This window comes from Paraburkholderia sp. D15, assembly GCF_029910215.1.
Classification (GTDB): Bacteria; Pseudomonadota; Gammaproteobacteria; order Burkholderiales; family Burkholderiaceae; genus Paraburkholderia.
Map to the genome: position 1 here is coordinate 2,852,280 of NZ_CP110395.1, position 17,257 is coordinate 2,869,536.

Genomic DNA, 17,257 nt, shown 5'->3' on the forward strand with positions numbered 1-17,257 from the left:
GCTTCGGGACGGCGTGAGAACCTGCGGGCGCGGCGCGCAACACGCGGCGCGCGATCACAGCCAGCGTTCCCAGACAGGCTTGAGATCGGTGGGCAACGGCGGCAGCGTGCCGAGGTCGACGCGGCCCTCGCCCGGCGCGTGAAAGTCGGAACCGCGCGATGCCTCGAAGCCGAAGCGTCGCGCGACGTCCGCATACTCGCGGTATTGATCCGGCGTATGACTGCCCGTGACCACCTCGATCGCCTTGCCGCCAAGGTCGATGAATTCGGCGAAGAACGCGTCGAACTCGGTCTGCGTGTAGTCGTACCGGCCCGGATGCGCAATGATCGCCTCGCCGCCGGAAGCCTGGATCCAGCGCACCGCATCGGCCAGCCTGGCCCAGCGGTGGGCCACGTAGCCAGCCTTGCCGTCGCCGAGATAGCGGGTGAACACGTCCTGGGTGGAACTGCAGAAGCCGCTTTCCACCATGAAACGCGCGAAATGCGTGCGCGAGATCATGTCCGGGTTCGACACGTATTTGAGCGCGCCCTCGTAGGCGTCCGGGATGCCGAGCGTGGCCAGCTGCTCACCGATCGCTTCGGCGCGCGCCGCGCGGCCGTTGCGGGTGCGTTCGAGCCCTTCGATCAGGACCGGGCTGGCCGGGTCGATGCCGAGCCCGACGATATGCACGGTGCGCGACGCCCACGTCACCGAAATCTCGACGCCGCTCAGGTAGGCCATGCCGAGCGCCTCGGCGGCGCTGCGCGCTTCCTGCTGGCCGCCGACTTCGTCGTGATCGGTGAGCGCCCACAGCGTCACGCCGCCCGCGTGCGCGCGACGCGCGACGTCGGCCGGCGCGAACTGGCCGTCGGAAACGGTGGAGTGACAGTGGAGGTCGGCGTTCATCGTCGTCAGGAAAAAGGTCTGTGGCCATTTTACTGCAACGCAGTAAGCGGGCGCAGAGGTATCTCCCGGGCGGCGGCAGCGCGGCCTGGCCGTGGGTCGGCCGCAGGTCTGACGCGACCTTGCCTTGAGTGCGGTTACGTGCAGTTACGTGCAGAATTCCTAGGCGCAGAATCCCTCGATCAGCGCCGCGACCTGCTCCGGCTGATCGTGATGCACCATGTGCCCCGCTTCGTCGATGATCTTTTCCCGCCAGTTCGGAAACGCCTGAAAGCGGGCCTTGAACTCGTCGAGCGGGATCTCGCCGGCGATCTGCGCGAGCGTCGGCGAATTGACCGCCTCCACGTGCAACACCTTCGCGCTCACCTTGCGCCACACCGCCATCACCTCGTCGAGACGGTACAGGGTCGGGCCGTGCAGCTTGTGGGCCGGATCGGCGAGCAGCATGAAGCGCCCTTCGCCGTCCGGCTTCGACCAGTGTTGCGCGAGAAACTGCGCGCGCTGCGGCGCGAGACGCGGATTGGTCTTGATCAGGCGCGCGGCGACGTCGTCGAGCGACGCGTAGCGCTTCAGTTGCGGCGGATCGCGCAGGTCGTCGAGCCAGTTGCGCAGCCGCTTCGGCGCCTGCGCGGCATGCGACGGCGCGAGCCCGAACCCTTCCAGATCGACCACCCGCCGCACCCGCTCCGGCCGGATGCCGGCGTACAGGCTGACGATGTTCGCGCCCATGCTGTGACCGACCAGATTGACCTCGCCCTCCGGCGCATAGTGATCGAGCAGCGCGTCGAGATCGGCCAGATAATCCTGCACCCAGTAGTTGCCGCCGCCGCGTTCCGCGACCGGCCAGTCCGACAGGCCGAAACCGCGCATGTCCGGCGCGATCACCTGCCAGTCGCCGCCGAGCGCATCGACGACGAACTGGAACGACGCCGCCACGTCCATCCAGCCATGCAGCATGAACAGCACCGGCGCGTCCGGGTTGCCCCAGCGGCGCACGTGCAGACGGATGCCGCGCACGGCGACGAATTCGGACCGGGAGGTGTTCATCGGTGGATTTGCCTGAAAAAAGAATGGTCGTTCGATTATAACGAGATAGCGGGTCGATGCGTGATGGCTAACACGCATCCGGCAGGCGCGCGCCCCTTCCCCTTCTCCTTTAATCAGCCGCTAAAGTCCCGCCAGCGCGGTCAGTTCGGCCAGTTCCGCCTCGTCGAAGCCGGCTGCGCGGCGTGCCTCGAAATTGAACGGGCCGCGCAATTTCGGCGCGTGATACTGGTCGGCCAGACGCGTGTAAGTTTCGTGCGGATCGGCGCCGTTCGCGTCGCAGAGATGACGGAACCAGCGGTTGCCGATCAGCACGTGGCCGATTTCGTCGCGCAGGATCACGTCGAGGATCGCCGCGGACGCGTGATCGCCCGCCTGCTGCAGTCGCGCGCGGATCGGAGGCGACGCGTCGAGGCCACGCGCTTCGAGCGTGCGCGGGACCAGCGCCATGCGCGCCAGCACGTCGCCGCGCGTGCGCTCGCACATGTCCCACAGGCCGTCGTGCGCCGGGAAATCGCCGTATGCATGGCCGTATTCGGCGAGACGGGTGGTGAGCAACGTGAAGTGATAGGCCTCCTCGGCGGCGACTTTGAGCCAGTCGAGGTAAAACGCGGCCGGCATGCCGGAGAAGCGCCAGACGGCGTCGAGCGCGAGGTTGATGGCGTTGAATTCGATGTGCGCGAGTGCGTGCAGCAGCACGGCACGGCCTTGCGGGGACTGCATCCCGCGCCGCTTCAACTGGCGCGGGTCCACGAGTTCGGGTTGAACGGGACGGCCCGGCAAGCCGGCGGGTTCGGCCAGCGCCAGATCGGCGGTGAAGGTCGCGCGGCCTTCGAGCACGTCGGCATGCAGCGCACGGGCGGCCGACGCCTTGGCGGCCGGGTCGGCTTCGATTAAGGCGGCGAGCGCCGCGGCGCGGGCGCAGTACGGTGCCGACGAAAGCGCCGAAACCGTCGAAAGCGCCGCAACGGTGGACATGGGCGAAACAGCCGTGACAGGCGACATGGATGAAGCGGCAAAAATCATGGCAAACAAATCGGGCAAATCCAGCGAGTCGATCGGCGCGGCAAGCGGATGGAGAAATCGAAACGGCGACGGGCAGCAGCTTGAACGCCGCGATGCGCGTCAGCATCACGTCACGGCGACGTCATGACAAAGGTCCGCCAGGGCGACGCCTCCGACAACCGCCCCTGGCCTGGCGCGTCCGCCGGTACCTCGCCTCGCGCACACGCCAGCGCCGCAACCACACAACCGTTTACAATACTCGATTCGACTATCCGGCGGGCCTACCCCACCGGCGCGGCGGCATCGAGCGGACACTTCAGGCGTGCCGGACAGTTCGCGGCCCATTCAGCGCGCGCGGCGACCGACCAGAAGGAGACACCGTGACCATTTACAAGCTGGGCGAAGCCGCCCCGACCATCCATAAAAGCGTGTTCGTCGCGGATTCGGCGAACATCATCGGCAACGTGACGCTGGAGGAAAACGCCAGCGTCTGGTTCGGCGCGACGATCCGCGGCGACAACGAGCCGATCACGATCGGCGCGGGCAGCAACGTGCAGGAAAACGCGGTGCTGCACACCGACCCCGGCTTCCCGCTGACGATCGGGCAAAACGTCACGGTCGGCCACCAGGTCATGCTGCACGGCTGCACGATCCACGAAGGCTCGCTGATCGGAATTCAGGCGGTGGTCTTGAATGGCGCGGTCATCGGCCGCAATTGTCTGGTCGGCGCCGGCGCCATCGTGACCGAAGGCAAGGTGTTTCCGGACAATTCGCTGATTCTCGGCGCGCCCGCCAGGGTGGTGCGCCAGTTGAGCGAGGCGGACATCGCCAGCATGCAAGGCGGCACGGCAATGTACGCCGAGCGCCGCGAGTATTTCAAGGCGCAGCTCGTGCGCATCGGCTGACCAGCCGGAGCGCGCGGCGCGCGAGGCGCGGCATCAGGCCGCGTCATTAGACCGAGGAAAAGTTGTGAGCGATCAGTTGCAAAAATTCATGTTCAGCGCGGCGCCGGTGCGCGGCGAAATCGTTTCGCTGCGCAATACGTGGCAGGAAGTGCTGACGCGCCGCGATTATCCGGCGCCGGTGCGCACGATGCTGGGCGAAATGATGGCCGCGTGCGCGTTGCTGTCGGCGAACCTCAAGTTCGACGGCACGCTCATCATGCAGATTTTCGGCGACGGCCCGGTCAAGATGCTGGTGGTCCAATGCAGCTCGGACCTGTCGCTGCGCGCCACCGCCAAGCTGTCCGGCGAAACCGGCGACACGATCGGCGACACCACCAGCATGATCGACCTGATCAACGCGAGCGGCCATGGCCGCTGCGTGATCACGCTCGATCCGGCCGACAAGCAGCCGGGCCAGCAGCCGTATCAAAGTATCGTGCCGCTGTCGGGCGTGGACGGCCCGCTGAAATCGATGGCCGAAGTGCTCGAACACTACATGCACCACTCCGAGCAGCTCGATACGCGTCTGTGGCTCGCGGCGAACGCGGAGCGCGCGGTCGGCATGCTGTTGCAGAAGCTGCCGGGCGACGGCGGCATCGTCCCGCATCCGGGCGAGCTCGACGCCGACACGTGGGAGCGCGTCTGCACGCTCGGCGGGACGCTGTCGCAGGACGAGTTGCTGAAGGAAGAACCGGAGACCGTGTTCCGCCGCCTCTTCTGGCAGGAAAACGTGGCGCATTTCGAGCCGGCGCAGGCGCGTTTCGAATGCACCTGCTCGCGCGAAAAAGTTGGCGCGATGCTGAAGATGCTGGGCCGCGAGGAAGTGGACGGCGTGATCGAAGAGCGCGGCCACGTCGAGATTCATTGCGAGTTCTGCAACCAGCGCTATGAGTTCGATCCGGTCGACGTCGCGCAACTTTTTGTCGCCAGCGGGCTCTCGGAAGGCGTGACGCCGGCGGCGGAGCAGCGGCACTGAGTCCGGCTGGGGCGCGCGGTTTTCAGGTTTTTTCCTCGCGCGCCAGTGGCGCAACGGCAGGCCGGCTGTGTGTACGTGGGTCTTCAAATGCCCTGACCCGGCGGCATCCGGCTGATGGAGAGAGAACATGAATCGAACTGTTTCGTTGGTCCGCGATAGGTGCACGATTGCCTGCACGTCCGCGCGCACGTTCGCATTGCTGGGCGTCGTCGCCGGCGTGGCCGCGCTGAGTGGCTGCGTGATGGACCCGCCGGGTCCGTCGCCGATATACAGCCGTCTGCCGCCCGGCCAGTCGGGCGTGGCGGCCACCGCCCAGCCGCTCACACCTGAAGAGCGTCAACGCTACGACGCGATCGACCAGCAGGTGATGGCCGAGCAGAATCAGGCGATCGCGGCCGAGAATGCGGCGCAGGCGTGGTCGCGTTACTACGCGTCGCCGCAACCGGTCACGGTGTACGGCAGCTATTACGGCGGTGGCTGGGGACGAGGCTGGGGGACGGGCGTCGGCGTCGGGTATGCGCCGTATTGGGGCTGGTAAGCATCGTTGAGTGTTGTCGAACGGGCCGAGGCATGCGCACCGCGATCATCCGGGCTCAATGCGCGGGCTTCTTCTCCTTCCCCGCACCCTTGCCGCCATGCTTGCGATCCGGCTTCGCGCGCGACTCCGGATTCGGCACCACATGCAGCGGCGCGGCGGATACCTCGCCGCGCGTGGACGTCGTCACAGACGGCGTATTCGCAGCCGGCAACGGCGCGTTCGGCGACACGAACTGCACGAACACTTCGCCGTCCTTGACCATGCCCATTTCGTAGCGCGCCCGCTCTTCCACCGCAGCGGTGCCGTTCTGCAGATCCTGCACTTCGCCCTGAATCCGTTCGTTACGCAACTTCGAATCGGCGTTCTTCTGGAGTTGCTGCGCCAGTTGCTGCTGCAACTCGTGCACGCGCAACCAGCCGCCGTGTCCCCACCAGAGCGGGTACTGGATCAGCGCCAGCAGAACGATCAGGACAGCAGTGACAAGCCGCATGAAGTAAGCACAATAAATACGCGCCGCCCTGCGCTATACGCAGGGCGGCGAGGTCAATCAGAAACGAAGGGAAACCGGCACGTTAGCGCAGATTGTAGAACGCCGACTTGCCCGGGTAGCTTGCGATATCGCCGAGATCTTCCTCGATACGCAGCAACTGGTTGTACTTCGAGATACGGTCCGAACGCGACAACGAACCCGTCTTGATCTGACCGGCATTCAGGCCGACCGCGATGTCCGCGATCGTCGAATCTTCGGTTTCGCCCGAGCGGTGCGAGATCACGGCCGTGTAGCCGGCGCGCTTCGCCATTTCGATAGCCGCGAAAGTTTCCGTCAGCGTACCGATCTGGTTGATCTTGATCAGGATCGAGTTGGCGATGCCCTTGTCGATGCCTTCCTTCAGGATGCGCGTGTTGGTGACGAACAGATCGTCGCCGACCAGCTGCACCTTCTTGCCCAGCTTCTCGGTCAGCGTCTTCCAGCCCGCCCAGTCGCCTTCGTGCATGCCGTCTTCGATCGACACGATCGGGAACTTGTCGGCCAGGTTCGCGAGGTAGTCCGCGAATTCCGTCGACGACAGTTGCAGGCCTTCGCCGGCCAGCTGGTACTTGCCGTCGTGGTAGAACTCGCTCGCCGCGCAGTCCAGCGCGAGCAGCACGTCTTCACCAGCGCGGTAGCCTGCTTTCTCGATCGCTTGCAGGATGGTGGACAGGCATTCGTCGTTGCTGCCGAAGTTCGGCGCGAAGCCGCCTTCGTCGCCCACTGCCGTGCTCATGCCACGATCCGACAGGATCTTCTTCAGCGCGTGGAACACTTCGGCGCCGCAGCGCAGTGCTTCGCGGAAGGTCGGCTGGCTGACCGGCACGATCATGAATTCCTGGATGTCCAGGCTGTTGTTGGCGTGCGCGCCGCCGTTGACGATGTTCATCATCGGCACCGGCAGTTGCATCGCGCCCGAACCGCCGAAGTAGCGGTACAGCGGCAGGCCGGCTTCTTCAGCGGCGGCCTTCGCGACGGCCATCGACACGGCCAGCATCGCGTTCGCGCCCAGGCGCGACTTGTTGTCGGTGCCGTCGAGTTCCAGCAGGGTCTTGTCGAGGAAAGCCTGCTCGGAAGCGTCGAGGCCCATGATCGCTTCGGAGATTTCGGTGTTGATGTGCTCGACGGCCTTCAGCACGCCCTTGCCGCCGTAGCGGCCGGCTTCGCCGTCACGCAGTTCGATCGCTTCGCGCGAACCGGTCGACGCGCCCGACGGCACCGCGGCGCGGCCCATCGTGCCCGACTCGAGCAGCACGTCGCATTCGACGGTGGGGTTGCCTCGCGAATCGAGAATCTCTCGACCGATGATATCTACGATAGCACTCATGGTTTCCTCAAGAAATGACGTTGAATTCTTTACTGTGACACCGCACCGGGCGCAGTCGCCGATCGGGAATTCGCGCTGTCGCGCTGGCTCCAGATCCCTGCCGCGAGCCGGTCTCCCCAGCCCACCGCCTGCACGCCGATACGTTCGACGACCATTGCGCACATTCTCCGCGGATCGCCGACCGGGCTCATTATGCAGCCCGATCGTGACGCTTCCCGCCACCCGCGGCGAATGCCTGAATCAGTTGAAATTGCTTTCGAGGAACGGCGCGCGCTTGACGGCCTGATCGAGCGTGACGAGCGTCTCGAGCAGATCGCCCATGCGATGCAGCGGCACGGCGTTCGGACCATCCGATTTGGCTTGCGCCGGATCCGGATGCGTCTCCATGAAGAGGCCCGACACGCCGACCGCCACCGCGGCACGCGCCAATACCGGCACGAACTCGCGCTGACCGCCCGAGCTCGTACCCTGCCCGCCCGGCAACTGCACCGAGTGGGTTGCGTCGAACACGACCGGCGCGTTGGTTTCGCGCATGATCGCGAGCGAACGCATGTCCGACACGAGGTTGTTATACCCGAACGACACGCCGCGCTCGCACGCCATGAAACGGTCTTCCGAGAGCCCCGCTTCGCGCGCGGCGTCACGCGCCTTGTCGATCACGTTCTTCATGTCGCCCGGTGCGAGAAACTGGCCTTTCTTGATGTTGACCGGTTTGCCCGAACGCGCGCACGCATGAATGAAGTCCGTTTGACGGCACAGGAAAGCGGGCGTTTGCAGCACGTCGACCACCGACGCGACCTGCTCGATTTCGTGCTCGGCGTGCACGTCGGTCAGCACCGGCAGACCGAGCTGGCGCTTGACTTCCGACAGAATCCGCAAACCTTCGTCCATGCCCAGACCGCGGAACGACTTGCCGCTGCTGCGATTGGCTTTGTCGTACGACGATTTGTAGATGAACGGAATGTTCAGCTTCGCGCAGATTTCCTTCAGGCGGCCTGCCGTGTCGATCGTCATCTGTTCGGATTCGACGACACAGGTACCCGCGATCAGGAAAAACGGCTTGTCGAGCCCGATTTCGAAATCGCCCAGCTTCATGCTTTCTCCCCGACTGCGGCCGTCGCGCGCGACTGCTGATGCGCAAGCGCTGCCTCGACGAACGACTTGAACAGCGGATGGCCGTCGCGCGGCGTGGACGTGAATTCCGGGTGGAACTGCACGCCGACGAACCACGGGTGCATGCTGCGCGGCAATTCCATCATTTCCGGCAGGTCTTCACTCGGGGTACGGGCGCTGATGATAAGGCCGCCCGCTTCCAGCTGGGGCACGAAGCGGTTATTGACTTCATAACGGTGGCGGTGGCGTTCGTTCACGTCCTTGCCATAGATCTCCTCGGCCATCGTGCCGGGCTTGATCGGGCAACGTTGCGAACCGAGACGCATGGTGCCGCCCAGATCCGATTCCTCGGTGCGCTTCTCGACCTTGCCTTCGCGGTCGTACCACTCGGTGATCAACGCGACCACGCGGTTTTCCGTTTCCGGATCGAACTCGGTACTGTTCGCGTTTTTCAGACCGACCACGTCGCGCGCGAATTCGATCACGGCCAGCTGCATGCCGAGGCAGATGCCGAGATACGGCACCTTCGCTTCACGCGCATAGCGGATCGCGGCGATCTTGCCTTCGGTGCCGCGACGGCCGAAACCGCCCGGCACGAGCACCGCGTCCAGATGCTTCAGGCTCTCGACGCCCTGCGTCTCGATCTCTTCCGAGTCGATGTACTCGATGTTGACCTTGGTCGACGTATGCATGGACGCATGACGCAGCGCTTCGATCAGCGACTTGTACGACTCCGTCAGATCCACGTACTTGCCGACCATGCCGATCGTGACTTCGTGGCGCGGATTCTGCAGCTTGTCGACGAGGTCGGACCACATGGCGAGATCCGCGGCCTTCGGCGAGAGCTTGAGCTCTTCGCAGATGATCGCGTCCAGGCCCTGGTCGTGCAGCATTTGCGGAATCTTGTAGATGCTGTCGGCGTCCCACACGGAAATCACCGCGTCTTCCGGCACGTTCGAGAACATCGAGATCTTCGCGCGCTCGTCGTCCGGAATGCGGCGGTCGGCGCGGCACAGCAGCACGTGCGGCGAAATACCGATTTCGCGCAGCTTCTGCACGCTGTGCTGGGTGGGCTTGGTCTTCAGTTCGCCGGCCGTGGCGACCCAGGGCACCAGCGTGAGATGCACGAAGCACGCGCTGTTGCGGCCCATGCGCAGGCTCATCTGACGGGCGGCTTCGAGGAACGGCAGCGATTCGATATCGCCGACGGTACCGCCCACTTCGACGATCGCGACGTCCGGCTCGCCGCAGGTGGCCGACGCCGCGCCACGTTCGACGAACGCCTGGATTTCATTCGTGATGTGCGGAATGACCTGCACCGTCTTGCCGAGATAATCGCCGCGGCGTTCCTTGCGGATTACCGATTCGTAAATCTGGCCTGTGGTGAAGTTATTGGCCTTGCGCATCTTCGTGCTGATGAAGCGCTCGTAGTGGCCAAGGTCGAGATCGGTCTCCGCGCCGTCTTCCGTCACGAACACTTCGCCGTGCTGGAACGGGCTCATCGTGCCGGGGTCGACATTGATGTACGGATCGAGCTTGAGGAGGGTGACTTTAAGACCGCGCGATTCGAGGATCGCGGCGAGGGAAGCGGCGGCAATACCCTTGCCGAGGGAAGAAACTACGCCGCCGGTGACGAAAACATATTTGGTCATCGCTGGATGCTCGCGGGAAAAACGGATTATACCGTAAAGCAGGGTCTCAACCCAGCAAATTCCTGGCGACTTCCAACGTCAAGGGTGTTACCGCGACGACGCGCGCGTCGCGCCGATCATGCACCGATTTCCGGCGCGCGCCGCGCAAGTGCGGTAGTCGCACTGCACGTCGTATCGCAGGCTGCGCGCTGCATGGCCGGATGCCAGCGGCGGCCGGCGAGCATCTGTTCCATCAGACGCGCCGTTCCAGTTCGCGCAACATCCGCTGCACCGCGCGCGCGGTTTCGAGCGGTTTTTCCATCGGATACAGATGGCTGCCTTCGATCCATTCGAGGTGGCCGCCGGTCGCGCGGCGGGTCGCGTCGAGACCGGCCTGACGAATCTCCTTCGAGCGCGTGCCGGCGATGAAACCCACCGGCACCGGCGCGCCGCGCGCGAGCCGCGAGCCCAGCGTGTGCGGCAAGGTCTTGTAGATCCGGTACTCGGTGCGGCGGTCGAACGCGAGCGAGCGGGCGCCGTCGGCGGAACTTTGCGGAATGCCGAAGTCGATGTAATCGGACAGCATGCGCTCGTCCCAGCGCGCGAACGCAGGCTTCGAATGGAAGTGGCGCCATGCTTCCTCGCGGCTCGTCCACTCGGTGCGCCGCGTGCGGGTCGCGGCGGCAGGCGACAGGCGCTCGTCGAGACCGGTCCATTGCGACACCCGCAGCATGCTGCTGCGCCAACCGGCGATCACCGGCGAATCGAGCATCACCACGCCCTTCACCCACTGCGGTTTTTTCAGCGCGGCCATCAGCGACAGATAACCGCCGAGCGAATGCCCCACCAGCCACACCGGCCGTTCGTACGCGCGGCCGATGTCGTCGAGCAGTTGCTCGACCAGATGCGGCCAGTCCTGAGTGACCGGGTAACGCGCGTCGTGGCCGATGCGCTCGATGGAACGCAGTTCGTAGTCGTCGGAGAGTTCGGCGAAGATGGTCCGGTAGGTCGACGCCGGAAAACCGTTCGCGTGCGAGAAATGAATGATGTCCTTCAAGTGCGGCTGTCTCCGTTCTGTATTGCGTGCGGCCACGGCGGCGTGTGTTCGTGCGTGCTCGTGCTCGTGCTCGTGCTCGTGCGTTCGCGTGCTCGGGCGCATCTGGACTGACTCGCGCGCGCCGGATTGTCAGCGGTCCATCCAGTAGCGGCGTTCGACGTCGCGATAGCGTTCGAGCGTCAGCGTGGCGCCCCCTTGCGCACTTTGCCCGTCTCGCGTTTCGGCTGCCGCCATTTGCCGATCGCCACGCGCTTGCGCTTCGACCCGCACCGCGCCGTCCGTGTCGCTGCGTCCCAGCTCGATCCGCCGCGCGCGGTAGCGCTCGAACACGCCCGCATTCGGATGATGAAAACGGTTGCGATAGCCTACCTGAAATAGCGCGACCAGCGGCTCGATAGAGTCGAGGAACGGCTCGGTCGACGAGGTCTTGCTGCCGTGATGCGGGACGACCAGCACCTGCGCGCGCAGCGCATCGGGTGCACGCGCGAGCAGCAGCCGTTCGACCGGCGCCTCGATGTCCGCGGTCAGCAAGGCCGCGATGCGGGGCGGCGGCGTTTGAACCGCTTCCTGAACGTGCGGCGATGCCGGCGGCGATTGCCCGGGCGATGCCGGCGAGATAGGCGGCATGGACCGATCCGTCGTCATCGCCGCCGCGACCTCCCCGACCGCCGCCGGCGCGCTCACCCTCAACACGCAGCTATGCGCATTCGGTTTGCCCTGCAACGGTCCCGCATCCGGCCACAACATCGCGAACGCGACGCCGTCCCATTGCCAGCGTTGTCCGGCGGCGCAGCGCAAGGTATCCGCGCCATGCCCGCTCGCGTTCGTCCACAGCGGATGATCGGGCGCCAGCGACGCCACCATCTGTCGCACCGGCAACGCATCGAGCACGGCCGGCACCCCGCCCGCATGATCCGAATCCGCGTGACTGACGATCAACGTGTCGAGCACATCGACACCGTGCGCCTGCAGAAACGGCACGACCACGCGCTCGCCGGCATGCGTCGATTCGGGACCGGGCCCCGCATCGAACAGCAACGCGTGCCGGGCCGTTTCGATCAGCACCGAGGTGCCCTGCCCGACATCCAGCGCGGTCAGGCGAAAGTTGCCGGGCGCGGGTCCGGCGGGCGGCGGCCATAGCAGCGGCAACCACGTGAGCGGCGCGGCCCAGCGCAGCGGCCAGCCGCGCGGCGCGAGACACCAGAGCACGCCGGATGCCGCCGCGCCGAGCGCCCAGGCGTCCGGCCGCGGCAGATGCCATACGGTCCAAGCGGGACCGGCCAGCATCGTCAGCGCGCGCATCAGCAGATCGAGCAATGCGTGCGCGGCGTGGAACGAATACGCATCGAGCGGTGCAGGCAGGACGACGCCGGCCAGCACCGCCGGCGTGACGAGCACGCTCACCCACGGAATCGCAAACGCATTGGCCAGCGGTCCGATCAGCGGAATCTGCGCGAACCAGTAGACGGTAAGCGGCGCGAGCGCGACCGTCACCGCGAACTGCACATGGGCGCCACTGCGCAGCCGTTCGGCCAACTGCCCGGCAAGGCGATGCAATCCGGCACGCAACACAGCCCACAGCCGCGCCACACGCGACGGCGCGTCGCCATCATCGCCGTCATCGCCCTCCGCCTCGCGCCGCTGTTCGTGATCGACGACGCGCGGCTGCCCCGACATCGCGAACAGAATCGCCGCGACCGCGCAGAACGACAGCCAGAATCCCGCCGCCAGCACCGCCCACGGATCGATCAGCAGCACGAGACCCAAGGCCCACGCCAGCACGCTCGAACGCGCGATCTGGCGGCCGCCGACAAAAGCGAGTGCCAGCACGCCGGCCATCCACAGCGCGCGCTGCGCGGGCACGTTGAAGCCGGCCAGCGCCGCGTGCAAGACCGCGCATAGCGCACCGGCCGCCACCGCGACGAACTGCGCAGGCAACCGCAGCGGCCAGTCGCGGCCGATCCACGCCGAGCGCCGCCAGATCGCGCCCGCGAGCCAGCCCGCGAGTCCCGCGACGAAACCGATATGCAGACCCGAAATCGCGACCAGGTGACTCGTGCCGGTGCCGCGCATCAGCAGCCAGTCGGCGGCGCTCACGGCATCCTGCGCGCCGATCGCGAGCGCCGTCACGACGCCGCGATGCGGCGCCTGGGCGAGCACATCGTCGATACGCGCCCGCAAGGCCGCGCGCCAGCGATCGACGGTCACGCCGACGCCCTGCGCGCCGCCCGGTAGCCGCGTGGCGAAGGCCGGCGCACTGACGTAACCGGTCGCGCGGACGTTGCGTGCGAGCAGCGACGCCTCGGCATCGCGCACGCCGAAATTCGCGTTGCCGTGCGGGCGCTTGAGTCGCGCGGTGAGCCGCCATCGCTGGCCGGGGACGAGTTGCGGCGGCGGCGTATCTTCCGCGATCCACGACAGTTGAATCACGCGCGGGAATGTCGCGATCGGTGCATCGACCGACTCGACGTCGAACAGAAAGCGCGCGCTGTTTTCGTCGCGCGACGGCAGACCTTTGACGCTGCCGGTTACCACGATGTCCCGCCCTTCCCACTCGTGCGGCAGACTCATCGCGAGTCGTATTTCCGCGCGCCATGCGGCATAGCCGAAGCCGACGCACAGCGCCGTACACCAGACGCCGATCCACAACGCGAAGCGCCGCGAGCGCCGCGCCGAAAAACCGTCATCGTCGCTGTCGTCGCTGTCGTCGCTGTCGTCGCTGTCGTCGCTGTCGTCGCTGTCGTCGCTGCCGTCGCTGCCGTCGTTATACGCACCCCACACCGCCGCGCCCATCGCCGCGCCGCCGAGCATCGCGAGCCCAACCCACGCCCACTGTCCCGGCAAAGCCGCCTGCCGCTGCAGCATCGCCACGCCCAGCGCAAATCCACACCACCACGCCCGCATACCTCCTCCGTCCCGCGATGGCCAGGCGACGCGCGACACGTGTTCGCCACGCGCGACGCGTCTGCGCACCGGCGCAAGCCAACCCGCCGGACGCGATCGTGCGCCCGGCGTGAACGCTACGACCCGGACGAACCGGCCCAATCGGCCGAACAAGCCGAACAAGCCGAACAAGCCGAACAAGCCGAACAAGCGAGCGATTATGCAGAGGAAAGTGCCAGCCGCGGCAGCGCCGCGAGCGCGTTAGCCGTTGTGCCTAGGGCGGCTGCGTCGGCATCGATGCCGCGCAGTTGCGCGAGGCCGGCGCCGATGGCCGGAATCTGGTCCGGCGAGTTGCGCTGTTTATAGATCCACGACGGCGCGATGTCCGGCGCGTCGGTTTCGACGACCAGCGCATCGAACGGCAATTGCTCGGCGAGACGGCGAATCTGCCGCGCGCGCTCGAAGGTGAGATTGCCGCCGAAGCCGAGATGCAGCCCCTGGTCGAGATAGGCCTGAGCCTGCTGGAAACTGCCGTTGAACGCGTGCGCGATGCCGCGATGAATCTGATGCCGCCGCAGCCCCTTGATCACCTGGTCCTGCGATTTGCGCACGTGGCAGATCACCGGCAGATCGAATTCGCGCGCGAGCTGCAACTGGCCGTTGTAGAAGAATTGTTGACGCGCATCGTCGAGACCATCGACGAAATAATCGAGCCCGATTTCGCCGATGCCGACGAAAAGCGGATCGTCGAGACTCGCCTCGATCTCCATGCGCAGCAGGTCGAGATCGCTGTCCTGCGCGGCGGGGGTGAACAGCGGATGAATACCGAGCGCGTACGCGCCGCCGGCCACACGATGCGCCAACTCGCGCACCGTCGCGAAATTGTCGCGGCCGATCGCCGGAATCACGATCCGCCCGACGCCCGCGCGCCGTGCGGCGGCGGCGACCGCATCGCGGTCGGCGTCGAATTCGGCGGCATCGAGATGGCAGTGGGTGTCGATCCACATCGCGTAACGTGTCCTACCTGCAGATAGCGTGGCGTGAAGAAGCAAACCGCTCACCCGCCGCCGCGCGCGGGCCGCTCAATCGCCAGGCGGCTTAGCCGTTCGACCGCTTAGCCGTTCGACCGCTTAGCCGTTCGACTGCTTGGCTGTTCAACCGCTTAGCCGCCGGGATCGCTCGCCCCTCAAGCCGCCGGATGAACCTCTTCATGCAGCACGCCTTCGCGCAGCCGCATGATGCGATCGCAACGCGCGGCCAGTTCCGGATCGTGCGTGACGATCACGAAGCTGGTTTCCATCGTGCGCGACAGTTCGAGCATCAGGTTGAAGACGGTATCGGCGGTGCCGCCGTCGAGGTTGCCGGTCGGTTCATCGGCGAGCACGCAGGCCGGCTTCGTGACCAGCGCGCGCGCAATCGCGACGCGCTGACGCTCGCCGCCCGACAACTCGCCCGGCCGATGCTTCGCGCGATGCCCCATGCCGACCTGCTCCAGCACCGCGAGCGCTTCGCGCCGCGCCACCTCGGTCGTCACGCGGCGAATCCGCAGCGGCATCGCGACGTTGTCGAGCGCGGTGAATTCCGGCAGCAGATGGTGGAACTGATAGACGAAACCCAATGCGCGATTGCGCAGATCGTTGCGCTCGCGCTCGGAGAGTTGCGTGAACGGCTTGCCCATCACCGACACATGGCCGGCGCTCGGATCGTCCAGACCGCCGAGCACGTGCAGCAGCGTGCTCTTGCCCGAGCCCGACGCGCCGACGATCGCCAGCTTCTCGCCGCGCCGCACGGTGAGTTGCGTGTTGTTGAGTACCTGCACGTTCAAACCGCCCTGCACGAACGATTTGGAAATGCCGCTTGCTTCGAGCACGTACGGATACGGCGCGCTGTCCTGAGGGGTCATGGGTAAAGTCGCGGAACGGTCATTCATAGCGCAGCGCCTCCGCGGGCCGGACTTTCGCCCCGCGCCAGCTCGGGTACAGCGTGGCCAGCGCCGACATCAGGAATGCGATCACGCCGATCCGCGCGACGTCGGCGGGAATCAGCTCGGACGGCAATTCGTTGATGAAGTAGATGGACGGCGGCAGGAATTGCACGCCGATCAGATGCTCGATCATCGGCACGAGCCACGGAATGCTCCACGCGATCAGGCAGCCGAGCGCGACGCCGGTCGCGGTGCCGACGAAGCCGATCGTCACGCCCTGCACCACGAAGATCTTCATGATCGAGCCGGGCTGCGCGCCGAGCGTGCGCAGAATCGCGATATCCGCCTGCTTGTTGGTCACCGTCATCACCAGCGACGACACCAGGTTGAACGCCGCCACCGCGATGATCAGCGTGAGGATGATGAACATCATGCGTTTCTCGATCTGCACCGCCGAGAACCACGTCTTGTTCTGCTGGGTCCAGTCGCGGATGTAGAGGTCGCCGGACAAGGTGCGCGCGAGCTGATGCGCGACCTCGGGCGCGCGCTGCATGTCGGTCAGGCGCAGCCGCACGCCGGTGGGCGCGGGCAGCCGGAACAGCGCCTGCGCGTCCTTGATGTTGATCAGCGCGAGCGTGCTGTCGTATTCGTAATGGCCCGACTCGAAGATGCCCACCACCGTGAACTGCTTGAGCCGCGGCAACATGCCGGCCGGCGTGATGGTGCCTTCGGGCGCGACCAGGGTGATCTTGTCGTTGACCTGCACGCCGAGATTGGTAGCGAGATCCGCGCCGAGCACGATGCCGAAGTCACCCGGCACCAGCGCGTTCAGACTGCCGCCTTTCATTTCCTTACCGATGTCGGACACCTGCGGTTCGAGCGACGGTTCGACGCCGCGCAGCGCCACGCCGCTGACCGCGTCCTGACGCGTGAGCAGCGCCTGCGCCTCGACATACGGCGCCGCGCCGATCACTTCCTTGTTCTGGCGGGCTTCCTGGGCGGTGAGCTGCCAGTTGGGCATCGAGCCGGTCGGCGAAAAAATCTCGACGTGCGCGAGCACCGACAGCATGCGGTCGCGCACTTCCTTCTGGAACCCGTTCATCACCGACAGCACGACGATCAGCGCGGCGACGCCGAGCGCGATGCCGGACATCGACACCAGCGCGATGAAGGAAATGAAGCCGTTACCGGTCGTGCGTTTGCCGGCGCGGGTGTAGCGCCAGCCAATCTGCCATTCGTAGGGAAATTTCAAGCGAATCCTTTTCTGCGTTCTTCGGCTATGTGCCGCGCACGAAGGCGTGAAGCGCCTGTCGTGCGGCCCGAGCGTCGTGATCGTTGGTGTCGCGGCGATGCCGATGGTTCCGCCGCCAGTCCAGCCGCGAGTCCGCCGCCGGTATCGCTGCC

The 17,257-nt window shown here is 65.9% G+C and carries 16 protein-coding genes; 4 read left to right on the forward strand and 12 right to left on the reverse strand.

The features are described 5' to 3' along the window. Nucleotides 1–54 precede the first annotated feature (54 nt). The 3 genes from LFL96_RS12240 to LFL96_RS12250 form a co-directional block, all read right to left on the reverse strand. Nucleotides 55–885 (reverse strand): 3',5'-nucleoside bisphosphate phosphatase, encoded by an 831-nt coding sequence (locus LFL96_RS12240; protein WP_280995504.1) that lies wholly within the window; start codon nucleotides 883–885, stop codon nucleotides 55–57. 159 nt (nucleotides 886–1,044) lie between these two features. Then, the gene (locus tag LFL96_RS12245; RefSeq protein WP_280995505.1) at nucleotides 1,045–1,929 is read right to left on the reverse strand and encodes an alpha/beta hydrolase; all 885 of its coding nucleotides are present in this window, start codon (nucleotides 1,927–1,929) and stop codon (nucleotides 1,045–1,047) included. A gap of 120 nt (nucleotides 1,930–2,049) precedes the next feature. Further along, the gene (locus LFL96_RS12250; RefSeq protein WP_280995506.1) at nucleotides 2,050–2,904 is read right to left on the reverse strand and encodes a ferritin-like domain-containing protein; all 855 of its coding nucleotides are present in this window, start codon (nucleotides 2,902–2,904) and stop codon (nucleotides 2,050–2,052) included. Between LFL96_RS12250 and LFL96_RS12255 the strand changes: the two genes are divergently transcribed. From LFL96_RS12255 to LFL96_RS12270, 4 genes are all read left to right on the forward strand, one after another. Beyond that, a complete protein-coding gene (locus LFL96_RS12255) occupies nucleotides 2,903–3,079 on the forward strand; it encodes a hypothetical protein (protein WP_280995507.1) in 177 nt (58 codons plus the stop codon). The genes LFL96_RS12250 and LFL96_RS12255 overlap by 2 nt on opposite strands. 232 nt (nucleotides 3,080–3,311) lie before the next feature. Beyond that, the gene (locus LFL96_RS12260; protein ID WP_280995508.1) at nucleotides 3,312–3,836 is read left to right on the forward strand and encodes a gamma carbonic anhydrase family protein; all 525 of its coding nucleotides are present in this window, start codon (nucleotides 3,312–3,314) and stop codon (nucleotides 3,834–3,836) included. Nucleotides 3,837–3,900: 64 nt separating this feature from the next. Next, nucleotides 3,901–4,851 carry an Hsp33 family molecular chaperone HslO gene (gene hslO / locus LFL96_RS12265; RefSeq protein ID WP_280995509.1) on the forward strand — a complete coding sequence of 317 codons (951 nt, stop codon included), beginning with the start codon at nucleotides 3,901–3,903 and terminating at the stop codon, nucleotides 4,849–4,851. A gap of 127 nt (nucleotides 4,852–4,978) precedes the next feature. Further along, on the forward strand, nucleotides 4,979–5,389 hold the full coding sequence (locus LFL96_RS12270; RefSeq protein WP_280995510.1) for a hypothetical protein: 411 nt from the start codon (nucleotides 4,979–4,981) through the stop codon (nucleotides 5,387–5,389). A 55-nt stretch (nucleotides 5,390–5,444) separates the two neighbouring features. Here the strand turns inward: LFL96_RS12270 and ftsB are convergent, their stop codons facing one another. From ftsB to LFL96_RS12315, 9 genes are all read right to left on the reverse strand, one after another. Continuing rightward, the gene (ftsB, locus tag LFL96_RS12275) at nucleotides 5,445–5,879 is read right to left on the reverse strand and encodes a cell division protein FtsB (protein ID WP_280995511.1); all 435 of its coding nucleotides are present in this window, start codon (nucleotides 5,877–5,879) and stop codon (nucleotides 5,445–5,447) included. 82 nt (nucleotides 5,880–5,961) lie between these two features. Further along, entirely contained in the window at nucleotides 5,962–7,245 is a 1,284-nt protein-coding gene (gene eno, locus LFL96_RS12280) for a phosphopyruvate hydratase (RefSeq protein WP_280995512.1), read from the reverse strand. A gap of 240 nt (nucleotides 7,246–7,485) precedes the next feature. Continuing rightward, complete coding sequence (gene kdsA / locus LFL96_RS12285) at nucleotides 7,486–8,340, reverse strand: 3-deoxy-8-phosphooctulonate synthase (RefSeq protein WP_280995513.1); 855 nt, start codon at nucleotides 8,338–8,340, stop codon at nucleotides 7,486–7,488. Further along, nucleotides 8,337–10,010 (reverse strand): CTP synthase, encoded by a 1,674-nt coding sequence (locus LFL96_RS12290; protein ID WP_280995514.1) that lies wholly within the window; start codon nucleotides 10,008–10,010, stop codon nucleotides 8,337–8,339. Before LFL96_RS12290 ends, kdsA begins: the two co-directional genes overlap by 4 nt. Nucleotides 10,011–10,242: 232 nt before the next feature. After that, the gene (locus tag LFL96_RS12295) at nucleotides 10,243–11,046 is read right to left on the reverse strand and encodes an alpha/beta hydrolase (protein ID WP_280995515.1); all 804 of its coding nucleotides are present in this window, start codon (nucleotides 11,044–11,046) and stop codon (nucleotides 10,243–10,245) included. A 129-nt stretch (nucleotides 11,047–11,175) separates the two neighbouring features. After that, nucleotides 11,176–13,950 (reverse strand): DNA internalization-related competence protein ComEC/Rec2, encoded by a 2,775-nt coding sequence (locus LFL96_RS12300; protein WP_280995516.1) that lies wholly within the window; start codon nucleotides 13,948–13,950, stop codon nucleotides 11,176–11,178. A gap of 197 nt (nucleotides 13,951–14,147) precedes the next feature. Further along, nucleotides 14,148–14,936 carry a TatD family hydrolase gene (locus tag LFL96_RS12305; RefSeq protein WP_280995517.1) on the reverse strand — a complete coding sequence of 263 codons (789 nt, stop codon included), beginning with the start codon at nucleotides 14,934–14,936 and terminating at the stop codon, nucleotides 14,148–14,150. Between the two features lie 179 nt (nucleotides 14,937–15,115). Further along, on the reverse strand, nucleotides 15,116–15,859 hold the full coding sequence (gene lolD, locus LFL96_RS12310; protein ID WP_280995518.1) for a lipoprotein-releasing ABC transporter ATP-binding protein LolD: 744 nt from the start codon (nucleotides 15,857–15,859) through the stop codon (nucleotides 15,116–15,118). Next, the gene (locus tag LFL96_RS12315) at nucleotides 15,852–17,105 is read right to left on the reverse strand and encodes a lipoprotein-releasing ABC transporter permease subunit (protein WP_280995519.1); all 1,254 of its coding nucleotides are present in this window, start codon (nucleotides 17,103–17,105) and stop codon (nucleotides 15,852–15,854) included. Before LFL96_RS12315 ends, lolD begins: the two co-directional genes overlap by 8 nt. Nucleotides 17,106–17,257 lie beyond the last annotated feature (152 nt).